We start from the raw sequence: 17,587 nt of genomic DNA, 5'->3' as shown, positions 1-17,587 counted from the left end.
CCCTCGTGGTGGACCGGCTTTCTGCTGTGCCCTCCCGCCGGTTCACCTCAGCGCTGCCGCCAGGCGTGGTCCACGGGGCCGATGCCGCCGCCCAGGGGGAAGCCCGCCGCGATGGCGCCGGTGACGTACTCCTTGGCGGCGTGGGCCGCCTCGGGGACGTCCAGGCCCAGTGCCAGGAACGAGGCGACGGCGGACGCCAGGGTGCAGCCGGTGCCGTGGGTGTGCCGGTTGTCGTGGCGCGTGGCGCGCAGCCAGTGCTCGCGGCTGCCGTCGGTGAGCAGGTCGACGGCGGCGCCGCTGAGGTGGCCGCCCTTGATCAGGACCCAGCGGGGGCCGCACTTGAGGACGGCCGCCGCGGCCTCGCGCATGGCGGGCTCGCCGTCCACGACGACTCCTGTGATCTGGCGCACCTCGTCCAGGTTGGGGGTGGCGACGGTGGCGAGCGGCAGCAGGCGGGTCCGTACGACGTCGACGGCGTCGGCGGCGAGCAGCGGGTCGCCGTGCTTGGAGACGCCGACGGGGTCGACGACCACGGGGACGTCGAGCGGGGCGAGGAGTTCGGCGACGGCGGTGACGAGTTCCGCCGAGGAGAGCATCCCGGTCTTGACGGCCTGGACGCCGATGTCGTCCACGACGCTGCGGAACTGGGCCCGTACGGCGTCCACCGGCAGGTCCCAGGCGCCCTGGACGCCCAGTGAGTTCTGCGCCGTGACGGCCGTGACCACGCTCATCCCGTGGACGCCGAGGGCGAGCATGGTCTTCAGGTCGGCCTGGATGCCCGCGCCGCCGCCGGAGTCGGAGCCGGCGACGGTGAGCACACGCGGTGGGATCGTCATACGGCGAATCTAGTCGCCGTCGCTACTCGGATCCGAAGTGGTCCCAGCCGCCCGCCTTGTCCCAGGGGGCGCCGTCCACGGTGACCTGGGGTGCCGTGGTGGCCTTCACCACCCGGCCGATGACCCGCCAGCGGGCGGGCAGCTTCGTGTCCGGGGGGAAGGCGGCGACTATCGCGTGGTCCTCTCCCCCGGTCAGCACCCAGTGCAGCGGGTCGACCCCGACGGCCTGGCCGATGTCGGCCATCTGCGCGGGGATGTCGATGTCGGCGGAGGACAGGTCTATGGCGACGCCACTGGCGGCGGCGATATGGCCGAGGTCGGCGACGAGCCCGTCGCTCACGTCGGTCATGGCCGTCGCGCCGAGTTCCGCGGCGGCGGGACCGGCGTGGTACGGCGGTTCGGGACGGCGGTGGGCCTCGACGAAGGCCCGCGGCGAGCGGAATCCCCGGGAGAGGACGGCGAGTCCCGCCGCGGACCAGCCCAGCCAGCCGGTGACGGCGACGACGTCGCCGGGGCGGGCACCGGATCGGGTGACGGGTTCGCGGTCGCGCAGGTCACCCAGTGCGGTGATGGAGACCATGATCGTGTCACCGCGGACGACGTCGCCGCCGACCACGGCCGCGCCGGCCACCTGGCACTCGTCCCGGATGCCGTCCATCAGCTCGACCGGCCAGGTCACCGGCAGGTCGGCCGGGACGACCAGGGCGAGCAGCACCGCGGTCGGGACGGCACCCATGGCGGCGATGTCGGCGAGGTTCTGCGCGGCGGCCTTGCGGCCCACGTCGTAGGCGGTGGACCAGTCGCGGCGGAAGTGCCGCCCCTCCACCAGCGCGTCGGTGGTGGCCACCACCCGCCGGTCCGGGGCGGCGACCACGGCGGCGTCGTCACCCGGTCCGAGCCGGACGGCGGGGCTGGAGGTGAGCCGGGCGGTCAACTCCCTGATGAGCCCGAACTCCCCCAGTTCGCCCACGGTGCCCTTCATCTGACTGTCCCCTTCACCTGGCCGGTCCCCTTCTGTGTGCGCTTGCGCGACGGCTTCGGCACGGCCGGTACCGCGCGGGTCTCCCCGCGGCATGCGGCGACGCGGTACCGTGACGTTCCCTCCCACATGATCCTCGTAGCCGCCCTGGAGGTTCCGTGGTACAGGCGTACATTCTGATCCAGACCGAGGTCGGGAAGGCCTCGGCAGTAGCGGAGGTGATCTCCAAGATTTCCGGGGTCATCCAGGCCGAGGACGTCACCGGTCCGTACGACGTGATCGTGCGTGCCCAGGCCGACACGGTCGACGACCTGGGGCGCCTCGTGGTGGCGAAGGTGCAGCAGGTGGAGGGCATCACCCGCACCCTGACCTGTCCGGTCGTCCATCTGTAGGCCCCCTGTAGGCTCGGCGGGTGATGTACCGCCGGGTCGCGCTCGTCTCCCTGTCCGCCGTCGCGTGCTCGTCCGCGGCGGCGGTCTGGATTTCCGCTTCCGGCGGTGCCGCGGGCGGGGTCGCCGTCCCGTCGCCCTCCGCCTCCGCCGCCCGGATGTGCGGCGCCCTCCACGACGCGCTGCCGCCGAAGGTCGACGGCCTGTCGAAGCGGTCGGTGAGTCCCGTCTCCGACCTCACCGCCGGATGGGGGGATCCTACGGTGGTGCTGCGCTGCGGCGTGCCGCGACCCGAGATGCTGACCCCGGGCAGCGCGGTGTACAACCCCACCGCGGACGCGGTGGAGGTCAACGGCGTGAGCTGGCTCATCGAGAAGACCGACGACGGCTACCGCTTCACGACGACGGGCCGCAGGACCTTCGTCGAGGTGACGGTGCCGGCCGATTACGCGCCCGAGGTCGATCCACTGACCGACCTCGGACGCGCCGTGGAGACGACGATCCCCTCCGAACTCTGAAGGGTCCGGCGGACCGCTCCCGGCTGCTCGCGGCTCAGCGCAGGCCGGTGGAGCGCCGCAGCGCGGCCTGGATCAGCCGGTCCACCAGTTCCGCGTAGCCGACGCCGCTCTCCTGCCACATGCGCGGGTACATGGAGATCGGCGTGAAGCCGGGCATCGTGTTGATCTCGTTGATCACGAACTCGCCGTCGTCCTGCAGGAAGAAGTCCGCGCGGACCAGGCCCTCGCAGGAGGCCGCGTCGAAGGCGGCCACGGCGAGCCGCTGCACCTGCGCGGTCTGCTCCGCGGTCAGCGGCGCGGGGACGACGCCCTCGGCGGAGTCGATGTACTTCGCCTCGAAGTCGTAGAAGTCGTGCGCGGTGACCGGGGGGATCTCCGCGGGGACCGAGGCGCGCGGGCCGTCCTCGAACTCCAGGACGCCGCATTCGATCTCGCGGCCCCGCAGCAGCGACTCCACGAGCACCTTGGGGTCGTGCCGGCGGGCCTCCTCGATCGCCTCGTCCAGGCCGGCGAGGTCGTCCACCTTGCTGATGCCCATGGAGGACCCGGCACGGGCGGGCTTGACGAAGACCGGCCAGCCGTGGTCGGCGGCGAAGTCCACGACCTTCTTGCGGGCCGCGGCCGGGTCGCTCTCCCACTCGCGCGGGCGGATCACGACGTACGGGCCGACGGGCAGGCCGAAGGAGGTGAAGACCCGCTTCATGTACTCCTTGTCCATGCCCACGGCCGAGGAGAGCACTCCGGAGCCGACATAGGGCACGCCGGAGAGCTCCAGCAGGCCCTGGAGGGTGCCGTCCTCGCCGTACGGGCCGTGCAGCATGGGGAAGACGACGTCGACGTCGCCCAGGACCTTGGGCACCGAGCCGGGCTCGCTGTAGACGACCTCACGGCTGGCCGGGTCCACCGGCAGCAGCACCGTGCCGTCGGAGGACTCGGTGAGCTGCGCGACGCTGGGCAGCGTGCGGTCGGCGATCGCCATCCGGGACGGGTCGTCGGCGGTGAGCGCCCAACGGCCGTCGGTGGTGATGCCGATCGGCAGCACGTCGTACTTGTCGCGGTCGATCGCGCTCAGCACCGCGCCTGCGGTGACGACCGAGATGGCGTGCTCGGAGCTGCGTCCGCCGAAGACGACGGCGACGCGCGGCTTGCGGGAAGAAGGCTGAATGCTCATGTCGCGTTGACCTTACCGTTCCGGACGTCAGCGTTCCGACTTCGCGGAGCGCGACATCAGCTCCTTGACCGCGACGACGGGCTGCTTCCCGTTGTGCACGATGTCGACGACGGTCTCGGTGATGGGCATGTCGACGCCGTGCCGGCGCGCCAGGTCGAGCACCGACTCGCAGGACTTGACGCCCTCGGCGGTCTGCCGGGTGACCGCGATGGTCTCCTCCAGCGTCATGCCCTTGCCCAGGTTGAAGCCGAAGGTGTGGTTGCGCGACAGCGGCGAGGAGCAGGTCGCGACCAGGTCGCCCAGACCCGCCAGGCCGGAGAAGGTCAGCGGGTCGGCGCCGAGCGCGATGCCGAGCCGGGTGGTCTCCGCCAGTCCGCGGGTGATCAGCGAGCCCTTGGTGTTGTCGCCCAGGCCCATGCCGTCGGCGATGCCGACCGCCAGGCCGATCACGTTCTTCACCGCGCCGCCGAGTTCGCAGCCGACGACGTCGGTGTTGGTGTACGGGCGGAAGTACGCGGTGTGGCTGGCGGCCTGCAGCCGCTTGGCGACGGACTCGTCACGGCAGGCGACCACGCTCGCGGCGGGCTGCCGCGCGGCGATCTCCTTGGCGAGGTTGGGGCCGGACAGCACGGCGACCCGCTCCGGGCCCGCCTTGGCGACCTCCTCGATGACCTCGCTCATCCGCTTGGCCGTGCCGAGTTCGACGCCCTTCATCAGGCTGACCAGCACGGAGTCGCGGGGCAGCAGCGACTGCCACTCGGCCAGGTTGCCGCGCAGCGTCTGCGACGGTACGGAGAGGATCACGAACTCCGCGTCCCGGGCGGCCTCGGCGGGGTCGGTGGTGGCCCGGATCGACTCCGGCAGCTCGGTCCCGGGCAGGTAGTACGGGTTGGTGCGCGTGCTGTTGACGGCCTCGATCACCTCGGGGCGGCGGCCCCACATGGTGACCTGGGCACCCGCGTCGGCGAGGACCATCGCGAAGGCGGTGCCCCAGGAGCCCGCGCCGTAGACCGCGCAGCGCGTCGTCACTTGGTGCCGCCCTTCTGCTTGCGCGGGTCGAAGCGCTCGGCGGGCGGCGTCTGACCGCGCAGTTCGCCCAGCAGCTCGCTGACCGCGGCCATGATGGTGTCGGTGGCGTCCTTGAGCACCTCGACGCTGGCCTCCTGTCCGTAGAAGGCCGACAGGTCCACCGGCGGCCCGGCGACGACCCGCAGCGTCTTGCGCGGGAAGAGGCGGAGCTTCTTCTCCTTCGCGTACGGCGGCATGACCTCGTTGGCCCCCCACTGGGCGACGGGGATCACGGGGGCCTTGGTCATCAGCGCGACCCGGGCAACGCCCGTCTTGCCCACCATCGGCCACATCTCGGGGTCGCGGGTCAGCGTGCCCTCGGGGTAGAAGGCGACGCACTCGCCGGAGTTGATGGCGTCCACCGCGGCCCGGAAGGCGTTGGCGGCGTCGGTGCTCTCCCGGTAGACGGGGATCTGGCCGGTGCCGCGCAGGATCGCGCCGACGAAGGCGGGCTTGAACAGCGGCGCCTTCGCGAGGAAGCGGGGGACCCGGCCGCTGTTGTACTGGAAATGCGCGTACGACAGCGGGTCGAGGTACGAGTTGTGGTTGACCGCCGTGATGAATCCGCCCTCGACCGGAATGTGATCCATTCCGCGCCAGTCCCGCTTGAAGAGAACGACAAGCGGCGGTTTGGCGATGACGGCTGCGAGCCGGTACCAGAAGCCGATTCTGCGGCGGGACACCAGAACTCCTCCTCGTTCCGCCGCCGACCCGGGATCACCGGACCGCGGCCTGCTGTGGTCGGCGGCACCGTACGGCCGGTGCGGCCGCACAAGTGTCGCCGGTAGGGCCACCGTAACGCCAGGGCGAAAGGCCCTCGGGGTGCTCCCCGGCGGAAGCACCGAGGCCAGGGGGCCCGGGCATGTACCAGGGAGATCGTGCACCCGGAGGCGGGCCGCCGGGAAGGGGGGTTGGGGGCAGGGTGGCGGTGGGCCCGGGGGACCCGAGCACAATAGTTCGGTGTCACCACCCGTGGAATGGTCGCTCGTCGTCCCGCTGAAGCCGCTGGCCGCCGCCAAGAGCCGCCTCGCGGAGGCCGTCGGCCCCGTGCGGCCCGGGCTGGCACTGGCCTTCGCGCAGGACACGGTGGCCGCCGCCCTCTCCTGCGAGGCGGTACGAAATGTGACGGTCGTCACCGATGATCCGCTCGCCGGGGCCGCGCTGTCGGCCCTCGGGGCACGCGTCCAGGCGGACTCCCCGGCGGCCGGGCTCAACGCCGCGCTGCGGCACGGCGCCGACGTGGTCCGCAGGCGCCACCCCACGGCGGCCGTGGCGGCCCTGAACGCCGATCTCCCGGCCTTGCGGCCCGCCGAACTGGCAGCGGTGCTCCGCGCGGCCGCCCGGCGCCCAGGACGGTCGTTCCTGGCCGACGCGGCCGGAATCGGCACCACGCTGCTGGCGGCCACCGCCGGGACCGCCCTCGCGCCGGCCTTCGGGGGTCCCTCACGGGCCCGCCACCGGGCTTCCGGCGCCCACGAGATCGTCCTGCCGGACGTGGACTCCGTGCGCCGGGACGTGGATACGGGCGAGGACCTGGCCGCCGCCCTGGTGCTGGGGGTCGGGCCGCACACGCGGGCGCTGCTGCGGCCCGGACTTCGGGCGGCTCCGCAGGAGGGGCCCACAGGGCCCGGGCCCGCCGGGTGCCCGGCCGCGGGCGCACCGGCTCCGGGAAGCGGTGCCCGATAGGCTGGGGCCCATGCAGGCCACCGCGTACACCTACGACCCCGAGACCCGCGCCGGCAGCGTGCTGCTGGACGACGGGACGCCGCTGCCGTTCGACGCGGCGGCGTTCGACGCCGGGGGCCTGCGGCTGCTGCGACCCGGTCAGCGGGTGCGGATCCGCACCGAGGGCGGCGGGGACGGGCGCCGGGTGGTGTTCGTGACGCTGCAGACCTTCCCCGACCCGGGGGCCTGAGCACATGACGGCACGGGCCGGGTGCCCCTGACCCAGGGGTACCCGGCCCGTCGGCGTGTGCGGGTCCGCGGAATCGTTACCGCTTCGCGGTCCGCTTGGCAGCGGTCTTCCGGGCCGCTGACTTGGCGGGCGCTTTCTTGGCCGGGGCGGTCTTCTTGGCGGTCGCCTTCTTCGCCGTGGTCTTCTTGGCGGTCGCCTTCTTCGCCGTCGTCGCCTTGGCCGCGGTGGTCTTCTTGGCCGTGGCCTTGGCGGCGGTGGTCTTCTTGGCCGTGGCCGCCTTGGCAGCGGTGGCCTTCTTCGCCGTCGTCTTCTTCGCGGCGGCCTTCTTGGTGGTGGCCTTGGCGGTGACGCCTCCGCTCAGGCTGCCCTTGGGCGCCTTCTTGACGGAGACCTCTCCCATCTTGGGGAGCTTCTTCGACCCGCTGACCAGGTCCTTGAAGCCCTGACCGGCGCGGAAGCGCGGGACGGAGGTCTTCTTGACCCGGACCCGCTCCCCGGTCTGGGGGTTGCGGGCGTAGCGGGCGGGACGCTCCACCTTCTCGAACGAGCCGAAGCCGGTGACCGAGACCCGGTCCCCGCTCACCGTCGCGCGGACGATCGCGTCCAGGACGGCGTCGACCGCGTCCGCGGCCTGCTGACGGCCGCCGAGCTTGTCGGCAATCGCTTCAACGAGCTGCGCCTTGTTCACGTCTTCCCCTTCGGAAACTTGCCCGGCGATGAAGTTCGGGCTTTTTCGCACGCTAGGCGGATATATACCGCAAATCAAATACGAAACGGGCGAATCACCCTTGTGCCGCAACGAACTCGGGGCTCAGGAAGACCTTTGATCGGGGAATCGGCCTTCGTCGAGGTCCTTCATCAGTTCCTCCAGACGCCTTGCCGCACCTGCGAGATCGTGCTTCGCGGCCGCGGTGATGACGAGCAGCCGCCGGGTCAACTGCATCCTGACGTCCTCCGGCACTTGCAGACCCGCCACCCGGGTGTGGGCCTGCTTCAACCTGGCAGCGAGGAACCCGTACAGCTCGAGTTGGCCATCGTGTTCCATGTGCCGATTGTGTCATCTGCGGTGAGTTGTCACGAGGTGTGGAGCCGAACACGCCGCAGCGCCCCCCGCCCGGTGGGGGCGGGGGGCGCTGCGGAGGTGGGCCGGCGGCGGCCGCGGGGGGCCGCCGGACCGCTCAGACCTGCAGGGTCTGCGGCTTGAAGGAGGGGCGCTTGGTCTCGTAGGCGGTGATGTCGGCCTCGTTCTGCAGGGTGAGGCTGATGTCGTCCAGGCCGTTGAGCAGCCGCCAGCGGGCGTTGTCGTCCAGTTCGAAGGGGGCGGTGATCCCCTCGGCGCGGACCTCGCGGGCCTGAAGGTCGACGGTGATCTCGGCCGTCGGGTCGGACTCGGTCAGCTTCCAGAGCTCCTCGACCGTCTCCTGCGGCAGGATCACGGTGAGCAGGCCGTTCTTCAACGAGTTGCCGCGGAAGATGTCGGCGAAGCGCGCGGAGATGACCGCCTTGAAACCGTAGTTCTGCAGGGCCCACACCGCGTGCTCGCGGGAGGAGCCGGTGCCGAAGTCCGGGCCCGCGACCAGGACGGTCGCCCCCTGGCGCTCGGGCCGGTTGAGGACGAACTCGGGGTCCTTGCGCCAGGCCTCGAACAGGCCGTCCTCGAAGCCGTTGCGGGTGACCTTCTTCAGCCAGTGGGCCGGGATGATCTGGTCCGTGTCGGCGTTGCTGCGGCGCAGCGGGACGGCGCGGCCGGTGTGCGTGGTGAAAGCTTCCATCGTTCTCAGGCCTCCAGGACGGCTGCGCCGGGCAGATCGGCGGGGGACGAGAGGTGGCCGGTGACCGCGGTCGCGGCCGCGACCTGCGGCGACACCAGGTGGGTGCGGCCGCCCTTGCCCTGCCGTCCCTCGAAGTTGCGGTTGGAGGTGGACGCGGAGCGCTCACCGGGGGCCAGTTGGTCGGGGTTCATGCCCAGGCACATCGAGCAGCCCGCGTGCCGCCACTCGGCGCCGGCCTCCTTGAAGACCTTGTCCAGGCCCTCCTCCACGGCCTGCAGGGCGACCCGGACCGAGCCGGGCACGACCAGCATCCGCACGCCGTCGGCGATCTTGCGGCCCTTGACGACGGAGGCGGCGGAGCGCAGGTCCTCGATGCGGCCGTTGGTGCAGGAGCCGACGAAGACGGTGTCGACCTTCACCTCCCGCAGCGGCGTACCGGGCTCCAGGGCCATGTACTCCAGGGCCTTCTCGGCGGCCAGGCGGTCGCTGGGGTCCTCGAAGCCGGCCGGGTCCGGCACGGAGGCGCTCAGCGGGGCGCCCTGGCCGGGGTTGGTGCCCCAGGTGACGAACGGGGACAGGGAGGCGGCGTCGATGACGACCTCGTGGTCGAAGACGGCGTCCTCGTCGGTCCTGAGCGTGCTCCAGTACGCGACCGCGGCGTCCCAGTCCTCGCCCTGCGGGGCGTGCGGACGGCCCTGCAGGTAGTCGAAGGTGGTCCGGTCGGGGGCGATCATGCCGGCCCGGGCGCCCGCCTCGATCGACATGTTGCAGATGGTCATCCGGGCCTCCATCGAGAGCTTCTCGATGGCCGAGCCGCGGTACTCGATGACGTAGCCCTGACCGCCGCCGGTGCCGATCCTGGCGATGATCGCCAGGATCAGGTCCTTGGCGCTGACGCCCTCGGGCAGCTCGCCGTCGACGGTGATCGCCATGGTCCTGAACGGGGCCAGCGGCAGGGTCTGGGTGGCCAGCACGTGCTCTACCTGGCTGGTGCCGATGCCGAACGCCAGCGCGCCGAAGGCGCCGTGGGTGGAGGTGTGGCTGTCGCCGCAGACGACCGTCATGCCCGGCTGCGTCAGGCCCAGCTGCGGGCCGACGACGTGCACCACGCCCTGCTCGACGTCGCCCAGCGGGTGCAGCCGCACCCCGAACTCGGCGCAGTTCTTGCGCAGCGTCTCCAGCTGCGTGCGCGACACCGGGTCGGCGATGGGCTTGTCGATGTCGAGGGTGGGGGTGTTGTGGTCCTCGGTCGCGATGGTGAGGTCCAGCCGGCGCACCGGGCGGCCGTTCATCCGCAGACCGTCGAAGGCCTGCGGGCTGGTGACCTCGTGGAGCAGGTGCAGGTCGATGAAGAGGAGGTCGGGCTCGCCCTCGGCGCGCCGTACGACGTGATCCTCCCAGACCTTTTCCGCGAGTGTCCGTGCCATCGCATTCCCTCCGACCGGCCGCTCTGCCGGCCTGTTCGTCGTTGCCCTGCGTGTCCGCCCCCTTGTGGGGAGTGGCCGCAGCGGCCCTGTGCATTCCAGCGTGCCGCGTCCGCCGGAAAATTGAACTTGCGTTTCACAGAGTGAGACGCGAGTATCGTTGCATGGACAACAGTAGTGGCGTCGGCGTTCTCGACAAGGCGGCTCTGGTGCTCAGCGCACTGGAGTCCGGCCCGGCCACCCTGGCCGGGCTCGTGGGCGCCACGGGTCTCGCCCGCCCCACCGCACACCGTCTTGCCGTCGCCCTGGAGCACCACCGGATGGTGGCGCGCGACATGCAGGGGCGCTTCATCCTCGGCCCGCGGCTGTCCGAACTGGCCGCCGCGGCGGGCGAGGACCGCCTGCTGGCCACGGCCGGGCCGGTGCTCACGCATCTGCGGGACATGACCGGCGAGAGCGCCCAGCTCTACCGTCGCCAGGGCGACATGCGCATCTGCGTGGCCGCCGCCGAGCGGCTGTCCGGACTGCGGGACACCGTCCCGGTCGGCTCCACGCTGCCGATGAAGGCCGGCTCCGCCGCCCAGGTCCTGCTCGCGTGGGAGGAGCCGGAGCGGCTCCACCGCGGGCTGCAGGGGGCCCGCTTCACCGCCACCGCGCTGTCCGGCGTACGGCGCCGCGGCTGGGCCCAGTCGATCGGCGAGCGCGAACCGGGCGTGGCGTCCGTCTCGGCCCCGGTGCGCGGCCCGTCCAACCGCGTCGTGGCGGCGGTCTCCGTCTCCGGCCCGATCGAGCGGCTCACCCGGCACCCCGGGCGCATGCACGCCCAGTCCGTCGTCGACGCCGCCGCCCGCCTGTCCGAGTCCCTGCGCCGCAGCGGCTGAGCCCGGGACCCCGGCCTCAGGCCGCCCGCCCCTCGCCGGCCTTCAGGCGCTGGGCCGCCGTCTCACCGCGGCGGCCCACCGGGACGACCCCGGTCGCGGCGCCCAGCCCGAAGGCGGGCATGTCGACGTACACGGACTCGTAGCCGCCCGCCGGCACGGCGTACGTCTCGTGCCAGAAGCCCACCCTGCCCTTGCCGGCCCGCGCGCGACGGTTGAACGCCGCCCATGCGGGCCGGTGCTGCTTGTCCTGCTGGGAGGCGTAGGCGAAGAGCTGCTCCGTGGACTTCCAGTACTGGACGACGTAGATCACACGGGGCCCGCCGAACAGCAGCCGGTACCCGAGGAACCCGCTCCCGTCGTCCTGCGACAGCTCCCGCAGCATGCGCGGCATGGCCCGGAACACCGGGAGCCAGCTGCCCAGGGACCGGAAGCGGTTGATCCGCATCCCGATGAGGAACACGACGATGCCTCCCTCGGCGGCGGCGGTGTTGCGGCCCGGAATCACCTGCGCGGACATGAGGAACCCCTGTCGGTCGTCTTGGATAGTGGCACTATCCATGCTTGGATAGTGCCACTATCCAATGGAGGGCGCAAGGGAATGCGACTGGCCGAGCTGAGTGAACGCAGCGGCGTGGCGACGGCCACGATCAAGTACTACCTGCGCGAAGGGCTGCTCCCGCCCGGCCGTCGCGTCACGGCCACGCAGGCCGAGTACGGGGAGGAGCACCTGCGCCGGCTGAAGTTCGTCCGGGCGCTGATCCAGATCGGCAAGGTGCCGGTGGCCACCGCGCGGGAGGTGCTCGCCGCGGTGGAGGACGAATCGCTCAACCAGCACCTGCGGCTCGGTGCCGCCACCTTCGTCCTGCCGCACGGCCCGGAGCCCGACGAGGACGACCCGGCGACCGAGACCGCCCGCCGCGAGGTGGACGGGCTGATGGCCGAACTCGGCTGGCGGTACGGCGGCGAGGAGCACGGCCCCTCCCCCGCGTACCGGATGCTCGTGACGGCGGTCGCCGCCCTGACCCGCCTCGGATATCCCAGCAGCGCACGGCACTTGGCGCCCTACGCGCGACTGGCCGCCCAACAGGCCGTCCACGACCTGGATCTGGTCGAGACGTACGACACCCCGCTGGAACAGGCGGCCGCCGCCGTGACGCTCACGGTGCTCTACGAGCCCGTGCTGCTGAGCCTGCGCCGGCTCGCCGAGGCCGAGGAGTCCCGCCGCCGCTTCGGAGTTGGGTGAGGCGGGCCGCCGGGAACGGGCGCGCGGGCGGGGAAACAGGAGAGGCCCCCCGCCGAAGCGGGGGGCCTCTCCTCGATGTACCCCCGACCGGATTCGAACCGGCGCTACCGCCTTGAGAGGGCGGCGTGCTAGGCCGCTACACAACGGGGGCAAGTCTTGTGGAAATGTGCTGGGGTACCAGGACTCGAACCTAGACTAAATGAACCAGAATCACTCGTGCTGCCAATTACACCATACCCCATGGTGTGTCAAGTACCCCCGACCGGATTCGAACCGGCGCTACCGCCTTGAGAGGGCGGCGTGCTAGGCCGCTACACAACGGGGGCCCTAGCGATCCCTGCCAGAGAGATCAGTACCCCCGACCGGATTCGAACCGGCGCTACTGCCTTGAGAGGGCAGCGTGCTAGGCCGCTACACAACGGGGGCTTTGCAGAAGATCTGCGCTGGGGTACCAGGACTCGAACCTAGACTAACTGAACCAGAATCAGTCGTGCTGCCAATTACACCATACCCCACCAAAACTCAACCCCCCGTGGGGGGTTTTGTTTGGCCGCGCCTCCCGCACTGGCCTTTTCGGCCCGCCCGGGCGGCGCAGGAAGAACATTACCCGATCGGTGACGGGGCTCCAAAACGAGTATCCGCCGCCAGAAGTGCCGGCAGCTCCGCGAGCCCCGTGATCCGCCGCAGGTCCGGCGCGGTGACGGAACCCGTACGGTCCAGCCACACCCCGTACAGGCCCGCCGCGTCGGCGCCGCGCGCGTCGGTGTCGGCCTTGTCGCCGACGTAGGCGACCTCCGCCGGGGGCAGTCCCAGCGCCTGGCACGCTCCCAGGAAGGCTTCCGGAGCGGGCTTGGCGTGCCCCAGTTCCTGCGAGCACACCAGGCACTCGAAGCGGTCGCGCAGGCCCAGCCGAGTCAGCTTGCGCTCCTGGTGGGCGGTGCTGGAGTTGGACAGCAGGCCGTGCCGGTAGCCGGGGGTGAGGGCCTCCAGGGCCGGTACGACGTCGGGGAAGACCGCCCAGGCGGCCTCGAAATGGACGTAGTACGCCGCGAACCAGGCGTCGGCCGCGGCGTCGCCGACGGCCGGCCCCAGCAAGGCCCTGACCCGCTCCCTGCGGTGCTCGGTGAAGGTCAGCTCGCCGGTGAGGAAGCGCGTGTAGTGCGCCTCCATGACCTCGCGCCAGGTCCGCAGCGCCCGCTCCTCGCCGCCGAAGGCGCCGAGCAGACCCTCGGCCTCCAGGTGACGCAGCGCTCCGGCCCGCTCGGCGCCCGAGTAATCGAAGATCGTGTCGTCGATGTCCCAGAGCACGGCGCGGATCGGCATATGCCGACTCTAGCCCTGTGCTCCGTCCGGGGTACCGGCGCGCGGCGGACACCGGGTGAACAGCGTCCGGCCGCTCTCGAAACGGTGCCGCTCCCCCGTCACGGGGTCATCGAACTCCAGCACCCGGGCCAGCAGCAGCAGCGGGCGGGAGAAGTCGCCGGGCGCGGCGGGCGGCAGGACGTGCGGGTAGACGGGGTCGCCGAGGATCGGCACCCCCAGGGCGTTCATGTGCACCCGCAGCTGGTGGGTACGGCCGGTCTCGGGGCGCAGCCGGTAACGGGCCAGCCCGTCGCGGTGGTCCAGCAGTTCCACGTGGCTGCGGGCGTTGGGTTCGCCGGGGACCTCCCGGGCCGCCATCCGTCCGCGCTCCTTGACGATCCGGCTCTCCACCGTGCGCGGCAGCGCCAGGTCGGGGTCGTGCCGGGCCACCGCCTCGTACTCCTTGCGGGCCAGCCGGTCCCGGAAGATCGTCTGGTAGGCGCCGCGCAACTCGGGGCGGATCACGAACATCACCACGCCCGCCGTGAGCCGGTCGAGGCGGTGGGCCGGGCTCAGCCCGGGCAGCGCGAGGTCGTGGCGCAGCCGGGTGAGCGCGGTCTCCACGACGTGGCCGCCGCGCGGCATGGTGGCGAGGAAGTGCGGCTTGTCGACGACGAGCAGCCGGTCGTCCCGGTGGAGCACCTCGATGCCGAAGGGCACCGGGACCTCCTGCGGCAGCTCCCGGTGGAACCAGACGTAGCCGCCCGGACGGTAGGCGGCGCCGGGGGCGAGCGGGCCGTCGGCGCCGTGCACCTCCCCCGCCGCGAACATGGCGTCCACCCGCTCCCGGGAGACCGCGGCGCCGAGCCGGTCCACCAGGTGGTCGCGGACCGTCGCCCAGGTCCCGGTGCCGGGCAGCCGCACGCGCACGGGGTCGACCCCGCGGCGCTGGGGCAGCGGGGCGATCGGGGGCCTGGTCCTGCGGCGCATGGTGTGGTCCGGGAAGCGTGCCGCCCCGGGCTCTGGGTGCAGGGCCCGGGGCGGATCGGCCTGCCGCGGTCAGCCGGCCAGCTTCGCCAGGGCGGCGTCGACGCGGGCCAGGGTGCGCTCGCGGCCGAGCACTTCGAGGGACTCGAAGAGCGGCAGCCCGACGGTGCGGCCGGTGACGGCGACCCGGACCGGCGCCTGGGCCTTGCCGAGCTTGAGGCCGTGGGTCTCGCCGGCGGTGAGGACGGCGTCCTTCAGGGCCCCGGCGTTCCAGTCCGCGGCCGCCAGGTTCTCGCGGGCGGTGGTGAGCAGCGCCGAGGCGGCGGCCGCGTCCTTCATCGCCTTCTGCCAGGACGCCTCGTCCTCCACCGGCGTGTCGAGGAAGAGGAAGTCGACGTTGTCGGTGATGTCGGAGAGCACGGTCAGACGGGTCTGCGCGTGCGGCGCGATCGCCTCGAAGGCGGCCTGGTCGAACGCCTCGGCCGCCCAGGGGGCGAACGGGGCCTTCAGCCACGGGCCGCAGGCCTCGGCGAACGCCTTCACGTCCAGCAGGCGGATGTGGTCGGCGTTGATCGCCTCGGCCTTCTTGAGGTCGAAGCGCGCCGGGTTGGCGTTGACCGCGTCGATGTCGAAGGCGGCCACCATCTCCTCGACGGTGAAGACGTCGCGGTCGGCGGAGAGCGACCAGCCGAGCAGCGACAGGTAGTTCAGCAGGCCCTCGGGGAGGAAGCCGCGCTCCCGGTAGAGGTTGAGGGAGGACTCCGGGTCGCGCTTGGAGAGCTTCTTGTTGCCCTCGCCCATGACGTACGGCAGGTGGCCGAAGTGCGGGGTCGTGCCGTTGCCGACGCCGATCTCGGCGAGCGCGCGGTAGAGCGCGATCTGGCGCGGGGTGGAGGACAGCAGGTCCTCGCCGCGCAGCACGTGCGTGATCTCCATCAGCGCGTCGTCGACCGGGTTGACCAGCGTGTACAGCGGGGCGCCGTTGGCCCGGACGATGCCGTAGTCGGGCACGTTGTCCGGGGTGAAGGTCAGCTCGCCGCGGACGAGGTCGGTGAAGGTGATCGTCTCGTCGGGCATGCGGAAGCGGACGATGGGCTCGCGGCCCTCGCGCTCGTACGCGTCGACCTGCTCGGCGGTGAGGTCGCGGCAGTGGCCGTCGTAGCCGGAGGGGCGGCCGGCGGCGCGGGCGGCCTCGCGGCGCTCGTCGAGCTCCTCGGTGGTGCAGTAGCACTTGTACGCGTGGCCGGACCCGAGCAGTTTCGCGGCGACGTCCTTGTAGACGTCCATGCGCTGCGACTGCCGGTAGGGCGCGTGCGGGCCGCCGACCTCGGGGCCCTCGTCCCAGTCGAAGCCGAGCCAGCGCATGGCCTCCAGCAGCTGCTGGTACGACTCCTCGGAGTCGCGAGCGGCGTCGGTGTCCTCGATGCGGAAGACCAGGGTGCCCTGGTGGTGGCGGGCGAACGCCCAGTTGAACAGGGCGGTGCGGACCAGGCCCACGTGGGGGTTGCCGGTCGGCGAGGGGCAGAAACGTACGCGTACGGGTGCTGCGCTAGTCACGCTTGATCACCTTGTTGGTGAGAGTGCCGATGCCTTCGATGGTGACGGCGACCTCGTCGCCGACGTGGAGCGGTCCGACCCCCGCCGGGGTGCCGGTGAGGACGACGTCGCCCGGGAGCAGCGTCATGGCCTCGGTGATGTGCACGATCAGGTCCTCGATGGAGCGGATCATCTGGCTCGTGCGGCCGGACTGGCGCGGCTCGCCGTTGACGGTGGCGGTGACGGCGAGGTCGTTGGCGGCGGCGAGGTCGAGGTCCGTCTCGATCCAGGGGCCGATGGGGCACGAGGAGTCGAAGCCCTTGGCGCGCGCCCACTGCTTCTCGGCCTTCTGGGCGTCCCGCGCGGTGACGTCGTTGGCGCAGGTGTACCCGAGGACGACCTCGGCGACGCGCTCGCGCGGGACCTCGCGGCACATCCGGCCGATGACGACGGCGAGCTCGGCCTCGTGGTGCACCTCCTGCGAGAAGGAGGGGTAGACGATGGGGTCGCCCGGGCCGATCACCGAGGTGGACGGCTTGAAGAAGGCGACCGGGACCTCCGGCACCTCGTTGCCCAGCTCGGCGGCGTGTTCGGCGTAGTTCCGCCCGATCGCGACGACCTTGCTGGGGAGCACGGGCGGCAGCAGCCGGACCTTGCTCAGCGGCACCTTCGTGCCGGAGCGCTCGTACTCGGCGAACGGGATGCCCTTGATGATGTCGAGGACGAGTCCGTCCGGGACGGACTCGTCGCCCTCGACGACGCCGAAGGCGACATTGCCGTCGATGGAGAACCTGGCGATGCGCACGGGAAGCAGCTCACCTCACTGGCCGGAGACTGACGCTCCAGGTTATCCCGGGGGTGGCTCCCGGACCCGCCCGCCGAGCCGCGCCTCAGGCGGTCGGCAGCTCCGTCAGGACGGTGCGGCGGGGGTTGGCGGTCTGCCGGGGCAGCACGACGGCTTCCGCGTCCTCGACGGCCGGAGCGACCTCTGCGGTCCGCATGTCCTCGGCGTCCGCCAGGTGCGCGAGGGTGGTGCGGCGCGGGTTGGCTATGGGTCGCATGATCATGGTCGTCTTCATGGGCCGGTCAGAACCTCGTGTTGTTACCGGGCGCCCGGGCAGGCGCGGTTGACGTAGTACACGGCTGTGTCAAACGTCAATCTATCGGCGCCCATTCCCCGATCTGGATGACCAATACAACTGACGGTCTGTGATTTTGCTCACGAACGCGGGGACAAGCAGGGCGAATCGGTCGGCCGCCCGATACCAGCGAAACCGACATCACGGCCCATCCGGACTCTTCACCCCCGGTTGGCAGCAGCCGGGCGCCGGCCGGCGGACCAGAACACCCCTGGAGAAAGCCCGGATTGCCGGAAGACATCCGAAAGGCCACCGACACCGTGTGATCCACCGGACGCACTGAGTCACGTATTCCACTCGAAACCTGTCGGCCCTTGTTGGACGTGCGGCACTGTGCTGGAATTCCCCGGACCGCCGTATCAACAGATGCCGGCGCGCAGGGGGGAGCGTGCGATCGCCGAGCGGCGGCGGCCAATGGGTATCCGCC

The 17,587-nt window shown here is 71.6% G+C and carries 21 protein-coding genes and 5 tRNA genes; 6 read left to right on the top strand and 20 right to left on the bottom strand.

Going from position 1 to position 17,587, the window contains the following annotated elements; genetic code table 11:
- Positions 1–47: 47 nt before the first annotated feature.
- Complete coding sequence (thiD, locus tag AC1VWI_RS30505) at positions 48–836, bottom strand: bifunctional hydroxymethylpyrimidine kinase/phosphomethylpyrimidine kinase (protein ID WP_499514197.1); 789 nt, start codon at positions 834–836, stop codon at positions 48–50.
- Between the two features lie 22 nt (positions 837–858).
- Positions 859–1,818 (bottom strand): thiamine-phosphate kinase, encoded by a 960-nt coding sequence (locus tag AC1VWI_RS30500; protein ID WP_499514196.1) that lies wholly within the window; start codon positions 1,816–1,818, stop codon positions 859–861.
- Between the two features lie 155 nt (positions 1,819–1,973).
- Here AC1VWI_RS30500 and AC1VWI_RS30495 point away from each other — a divergent pair, with 155 nt between their 5' ends.
- Positions 1,974–2,207: an Lrp/AsnC family transcriptional regulator gene (locus AC1VWI_RS30495; protein WP_018562083.1), complete on the top strand. Its 234-nt coding sequence runs from the start codon at positions 1,974–1,976 to the stop codon at positions 2,205–2,207.
- A 23-nt stretch (positions 2,208–2,230) separates the two neighbouring features.
- Complete coding sequence (locus tag AC1VWI_RS30490) at positions 2,231–2,722, top strand: DUF3515 domain-containing protein (RefSeq protein ID WP_499516960.1); 492 nt, start codon at positions 2,231–2,233, stop codon at positions 2,720–2,722.
- Between the two features lie 34 nt (positions 2,723–2,756).
- Here AC1VWI_RS30490 and AC1VWI_RS30485 read toward each other — a convergent pair whose 3' ends face one another.
- From AC1VWI_RS30485 to AC1VWI_RS30475, 3 genes are read right to left on the bottom strand one after another with little or no spacing between them, the layout of a single operon-like run.
- Positions 2,757–3,893: a D-alanine--D-alanine ligase family protein gene (locus AC1VWI_RS30485; protein WP_499514195.1), complete on the bottom strand. Its 1,137-nt coding sequence runs from the start codon at positions 3,891–3,893 to the stop codon at positions 2,757–2,759.
- 27 nt (positions 3,894–3,920) lie between these two features.
- Positions 3,921–4,868 carry an NAD(P)H-dependent glycerol-3-phosphate dehydrogenase gene (locus AC1VWI_RS30480; protein ID WP_499516959.1) on the bottom strand — a complete coding sequence of 316 codons (948 nt, stop codon included), beginning with the start codon at positions 4,866–4,868 and terminating at the stop codon, positions 3,921–3,923.
- Between the two features lie 50 nt (positions 4,869–4,918).
- Positions 4,919–5,644: a lysophospholipid acyltransferase family protein gene (locus AC1VWI_RS30475; RefSeq protein WP_499514194.1), complete on the bottom strand. Its 726-nt coding sequence runs from the start codon at positions 5,642–5,644 to the stop codon at positions 4,919–4,921.
- A 289-nt stretch (positions 5,645–5,933) separates the two neighbouring features.
- Between AC1VWI_RS30475 and cofC the strand changes: the two genes are divergently transcribed.
- Together cofC and AC1VWI_RS30465 are read left to right on the top strand one after the other, a co-directional pair.
- A complete protein-coding gene (gene cofC, locus AC1VWI_RS30470) occupies positions 5,934–6,647 on the top strand; it encodes a 2-phospho-L-lactate guanylyltransferase (RefSeq protein ID WP_499516958.1) in 714 nt (237 codons plus the stop codon).
- A gap of 10 nt (positions 6,648–6,657) precedes the next feature.
- On the top strand, positions 6,658–6,876 hold the full coding sequence (locus tag AC1VWI_RS30465; protein ID WP_499514193.1) for a hypothetical protein: 219 nt from the start codon (positions 6,658–6,660) through the stop codon (positions 6,874–6,876).
- A gap of 76 nt (positions 6,877–6,952) precedes the next feature.
- Here the strand turns inward: AC1VWI_RS30465 and AC1VWI_RS30460 are convergent, their stop codons facing one another.
- The 4 genes from AC1VWI_RS30460 to leuC form a co-directional block, all read right to left on the bottom strand.
- Complete coding sequence (locus tag AC1VWI_RS30460; RefSeq protein WP_499514192.1) at positions 6,953–7,564, bottom strand: HU family DNA-binding protein; 612 nt, start codon at positions 7,562–7,564, stop codon at positions 6,953–6,955.
- A gap of 123 nt (positions 7,565–7,687) precedes the next feature.
- Positions 7,688–7,921: an SCO5555 family protein gene (locus AC1VWI_RS30455; RefSeq protein WP_018562075.1), complete on the bottom strand. Its 234-nt coding sequence runs from the start codon at positions 7,919–7,921 to the stop codon at positions 7,688–7,690.
- Between the two features lie 133 nt (positions 7,922–8,054).
- Complete coding sequence (gene leuD, locus AC1VWI_RS30450) at positions 8,055–8,648, bottom strand: 3-isopropylmalate dehydratase small subunit (RefSeq protein WP_499514191.1); 594 nt, start codon at positions 8,646–8,648, stop codon at positions 8,055–8,057.
- A gap of 5 nt (positions 8,649–8,653) precedes the next feature.
- Positions 8,654–10,075 carry a 3-isopropylmalate dehydratase large subunit gene (gene leuC, locus AC1VWI_RS30445; RefSeq protein ID WP_499514190.1) on the bottom strand — a complete coding sequence of 474 codons (1,422 nt, stop codon included), beginning with the start codon at positions 10,073–10,075 and terminating at the stop codon, positions 8,654–8,656.
- A gap of 161 nt (positions 10,076–10,236) precedes the next feature.
- Here leuC and ndgR point away from each other — a divergent pair, with 161 nt between their 5' ends.
- The gene (ndgR, locus tag AC1VWI_RS30440; RefSeq protein ID WP_499514189.1) at positions 10,237–10,953 is read left to right on the top strand and encodes an IclR family transcriptional regulator NdgR; all 717 of its coding nucleotides are present in this window, start codon (positions 10,237–10,239) and stop codon (positions 10,951–10,953) included.
- Positions 10,954–10,969: 16 nt separating this feature from the next.
- Here ndgR and AC1VWI_RS30435 read toward each other — a convergent pair whose 3' ends face one another.
- Positions 10,970–11,470, bottom strand: a complete 501-nt coding sequence (locus AC1VWI_RS30435; RefSeq protein ID WP_499514188.1) for a DUF4188 domain-containing protein — start codon at positions 11,468–11,470, stop codon at positions 10,970–10,972.
- Between the two features lie 81 nt (positions 11,471–11,551).
- Between AC1VWI_RS30435 and AC1VWI_RS30430 the strand changes: the two genes are divergently transcribed.
- Complete coding sequence (locus AC1VWI_RS30430) at positions 11,552–12,196, top strand: MerR family transcriptional regulator (RefSeq protein ID WP_499514187.1); 645 nt, start codon at positions 11,552–11,554, stop codon at positions 12,194–12,196.
- A 78-nt stretch (positions 12,197–12,274) separates the two neighbouring features.
- Here the strand turns inward: AC1VWI_RS30430 and AC1VWI_RS30425 are convergent.
- The 10 genes from AC1VWI_RS30425 to AC1VWI_RS30380 all read right to left on the bottom strand — a co-directional run bounded on the left by AC1VWI_RS30425 (position 12,275) and on the right by AC1VWI_RS30380 (position 17,100).
- Positions 12,275–12,347 (bottom strand) — tRNA-Glu (locus AC1VWI_RS30425).
- An 18-nt stretch (positions 12,348–12,365) separates the two neighbouring features.
- Positions 12,366–12,437 (bottom strand) — tRNA-Gln (locus AC1VWI_RS30420).
- A gap of 12 nt (positions 12,438–12,449) precedes the next feature.
- Positions 12,450–12,522 (bottom strand) — tRNA-Glu (locus AC1VWI_RS30415).
- Positions 12,523–12,549: 27 nt separating this feature from the next.
- Positions 12,550–12,622: transfer RNA gene (locus AC1VWI_RS30410), tRNA-Glu, on the bottom strand.
- A gap of 17 nt (positions 12,623–12,639) precedes the next feature.
- Positions 12,640–12,711: transfer RNA gene (locus tag AC1VWI_RS30405), tRNA-Gln, on the bottom strand.
- Between the two features lie 88 nt (positions 12,712–12,799).
- A complete protein-coding gene (locus AC1VWI_RS30400) occupies positions 12,800–13,519 on the bottom strand; it encodes an HAD family hydrolase (RefSeq protein ID WP_499514186.1) in 720 nt (239 codons plus the stop codon).
- 9 nt (positions 13,520–13,528) lie between these two features.
- The gene (locus AC1VWI_RS30395) at positions 13,529–14,488 is read right to left on the bottom strand and encodes a pseudouridine synthase (RefSeq protein ID WP_499514185.1); all 960 of its coding nucleotides are present in this window, start codon (positions 14,486–14,488) and stop codon (positions 13,529–13,531) included.
- A gap of 69 nt (positions 14,489–14,557) precedes the next feature.
- Positions 14,558–16,042: a glutamate--tRNA ligase gene (gene gltX / locus AC1VWI_RS30390; protein WP_499514184.1), complete on the bottom strand. Its 1,485-nt coding sequence runs from the start codon at positions 16,040–16,042 to the stop codon at positions 14,558–14,560.
- On the bottom strand, positions 16,035–16,826 hold the full coding sequence (locus tag AC1VWI_RS30385; protein ID WP_499514183.1) for a fumarylacetoacetate hydrolase family protein: 792 nt from the start codon (positions 16,824–16,826) through the stop codon (positions 16,035–16,037). The genes gltX and AC1VWI_RS30385 overlap by 8 nt, the downstream gene beginning before the upstream one ends.
- Positions 16,827–16,911: 85 nt before the next feature.
- On the bottom strand, positions 16,912–17,100 hold the full coding sequence (locus tag AC1VWI_RS30380; RefSeq protein WP_499514182.1) for a hypothetical protein: 189 nt from the start codon (positions 17,098–17,100) through the stop codon (positions 16,912–16,914).
- Between the last annotated feature and the right edge of the window lie 487 nt (positions 17,101–17,587).

The sequence above is a fragment of the Streptomyces sp. TOM-9 genome (assembly GCF_056858595.1).
The sequence above is the reverse complement of the archived record's forward strand: the minus strand, read 5'-3'. Positions and strand labels throughout refer to the sequence as shown.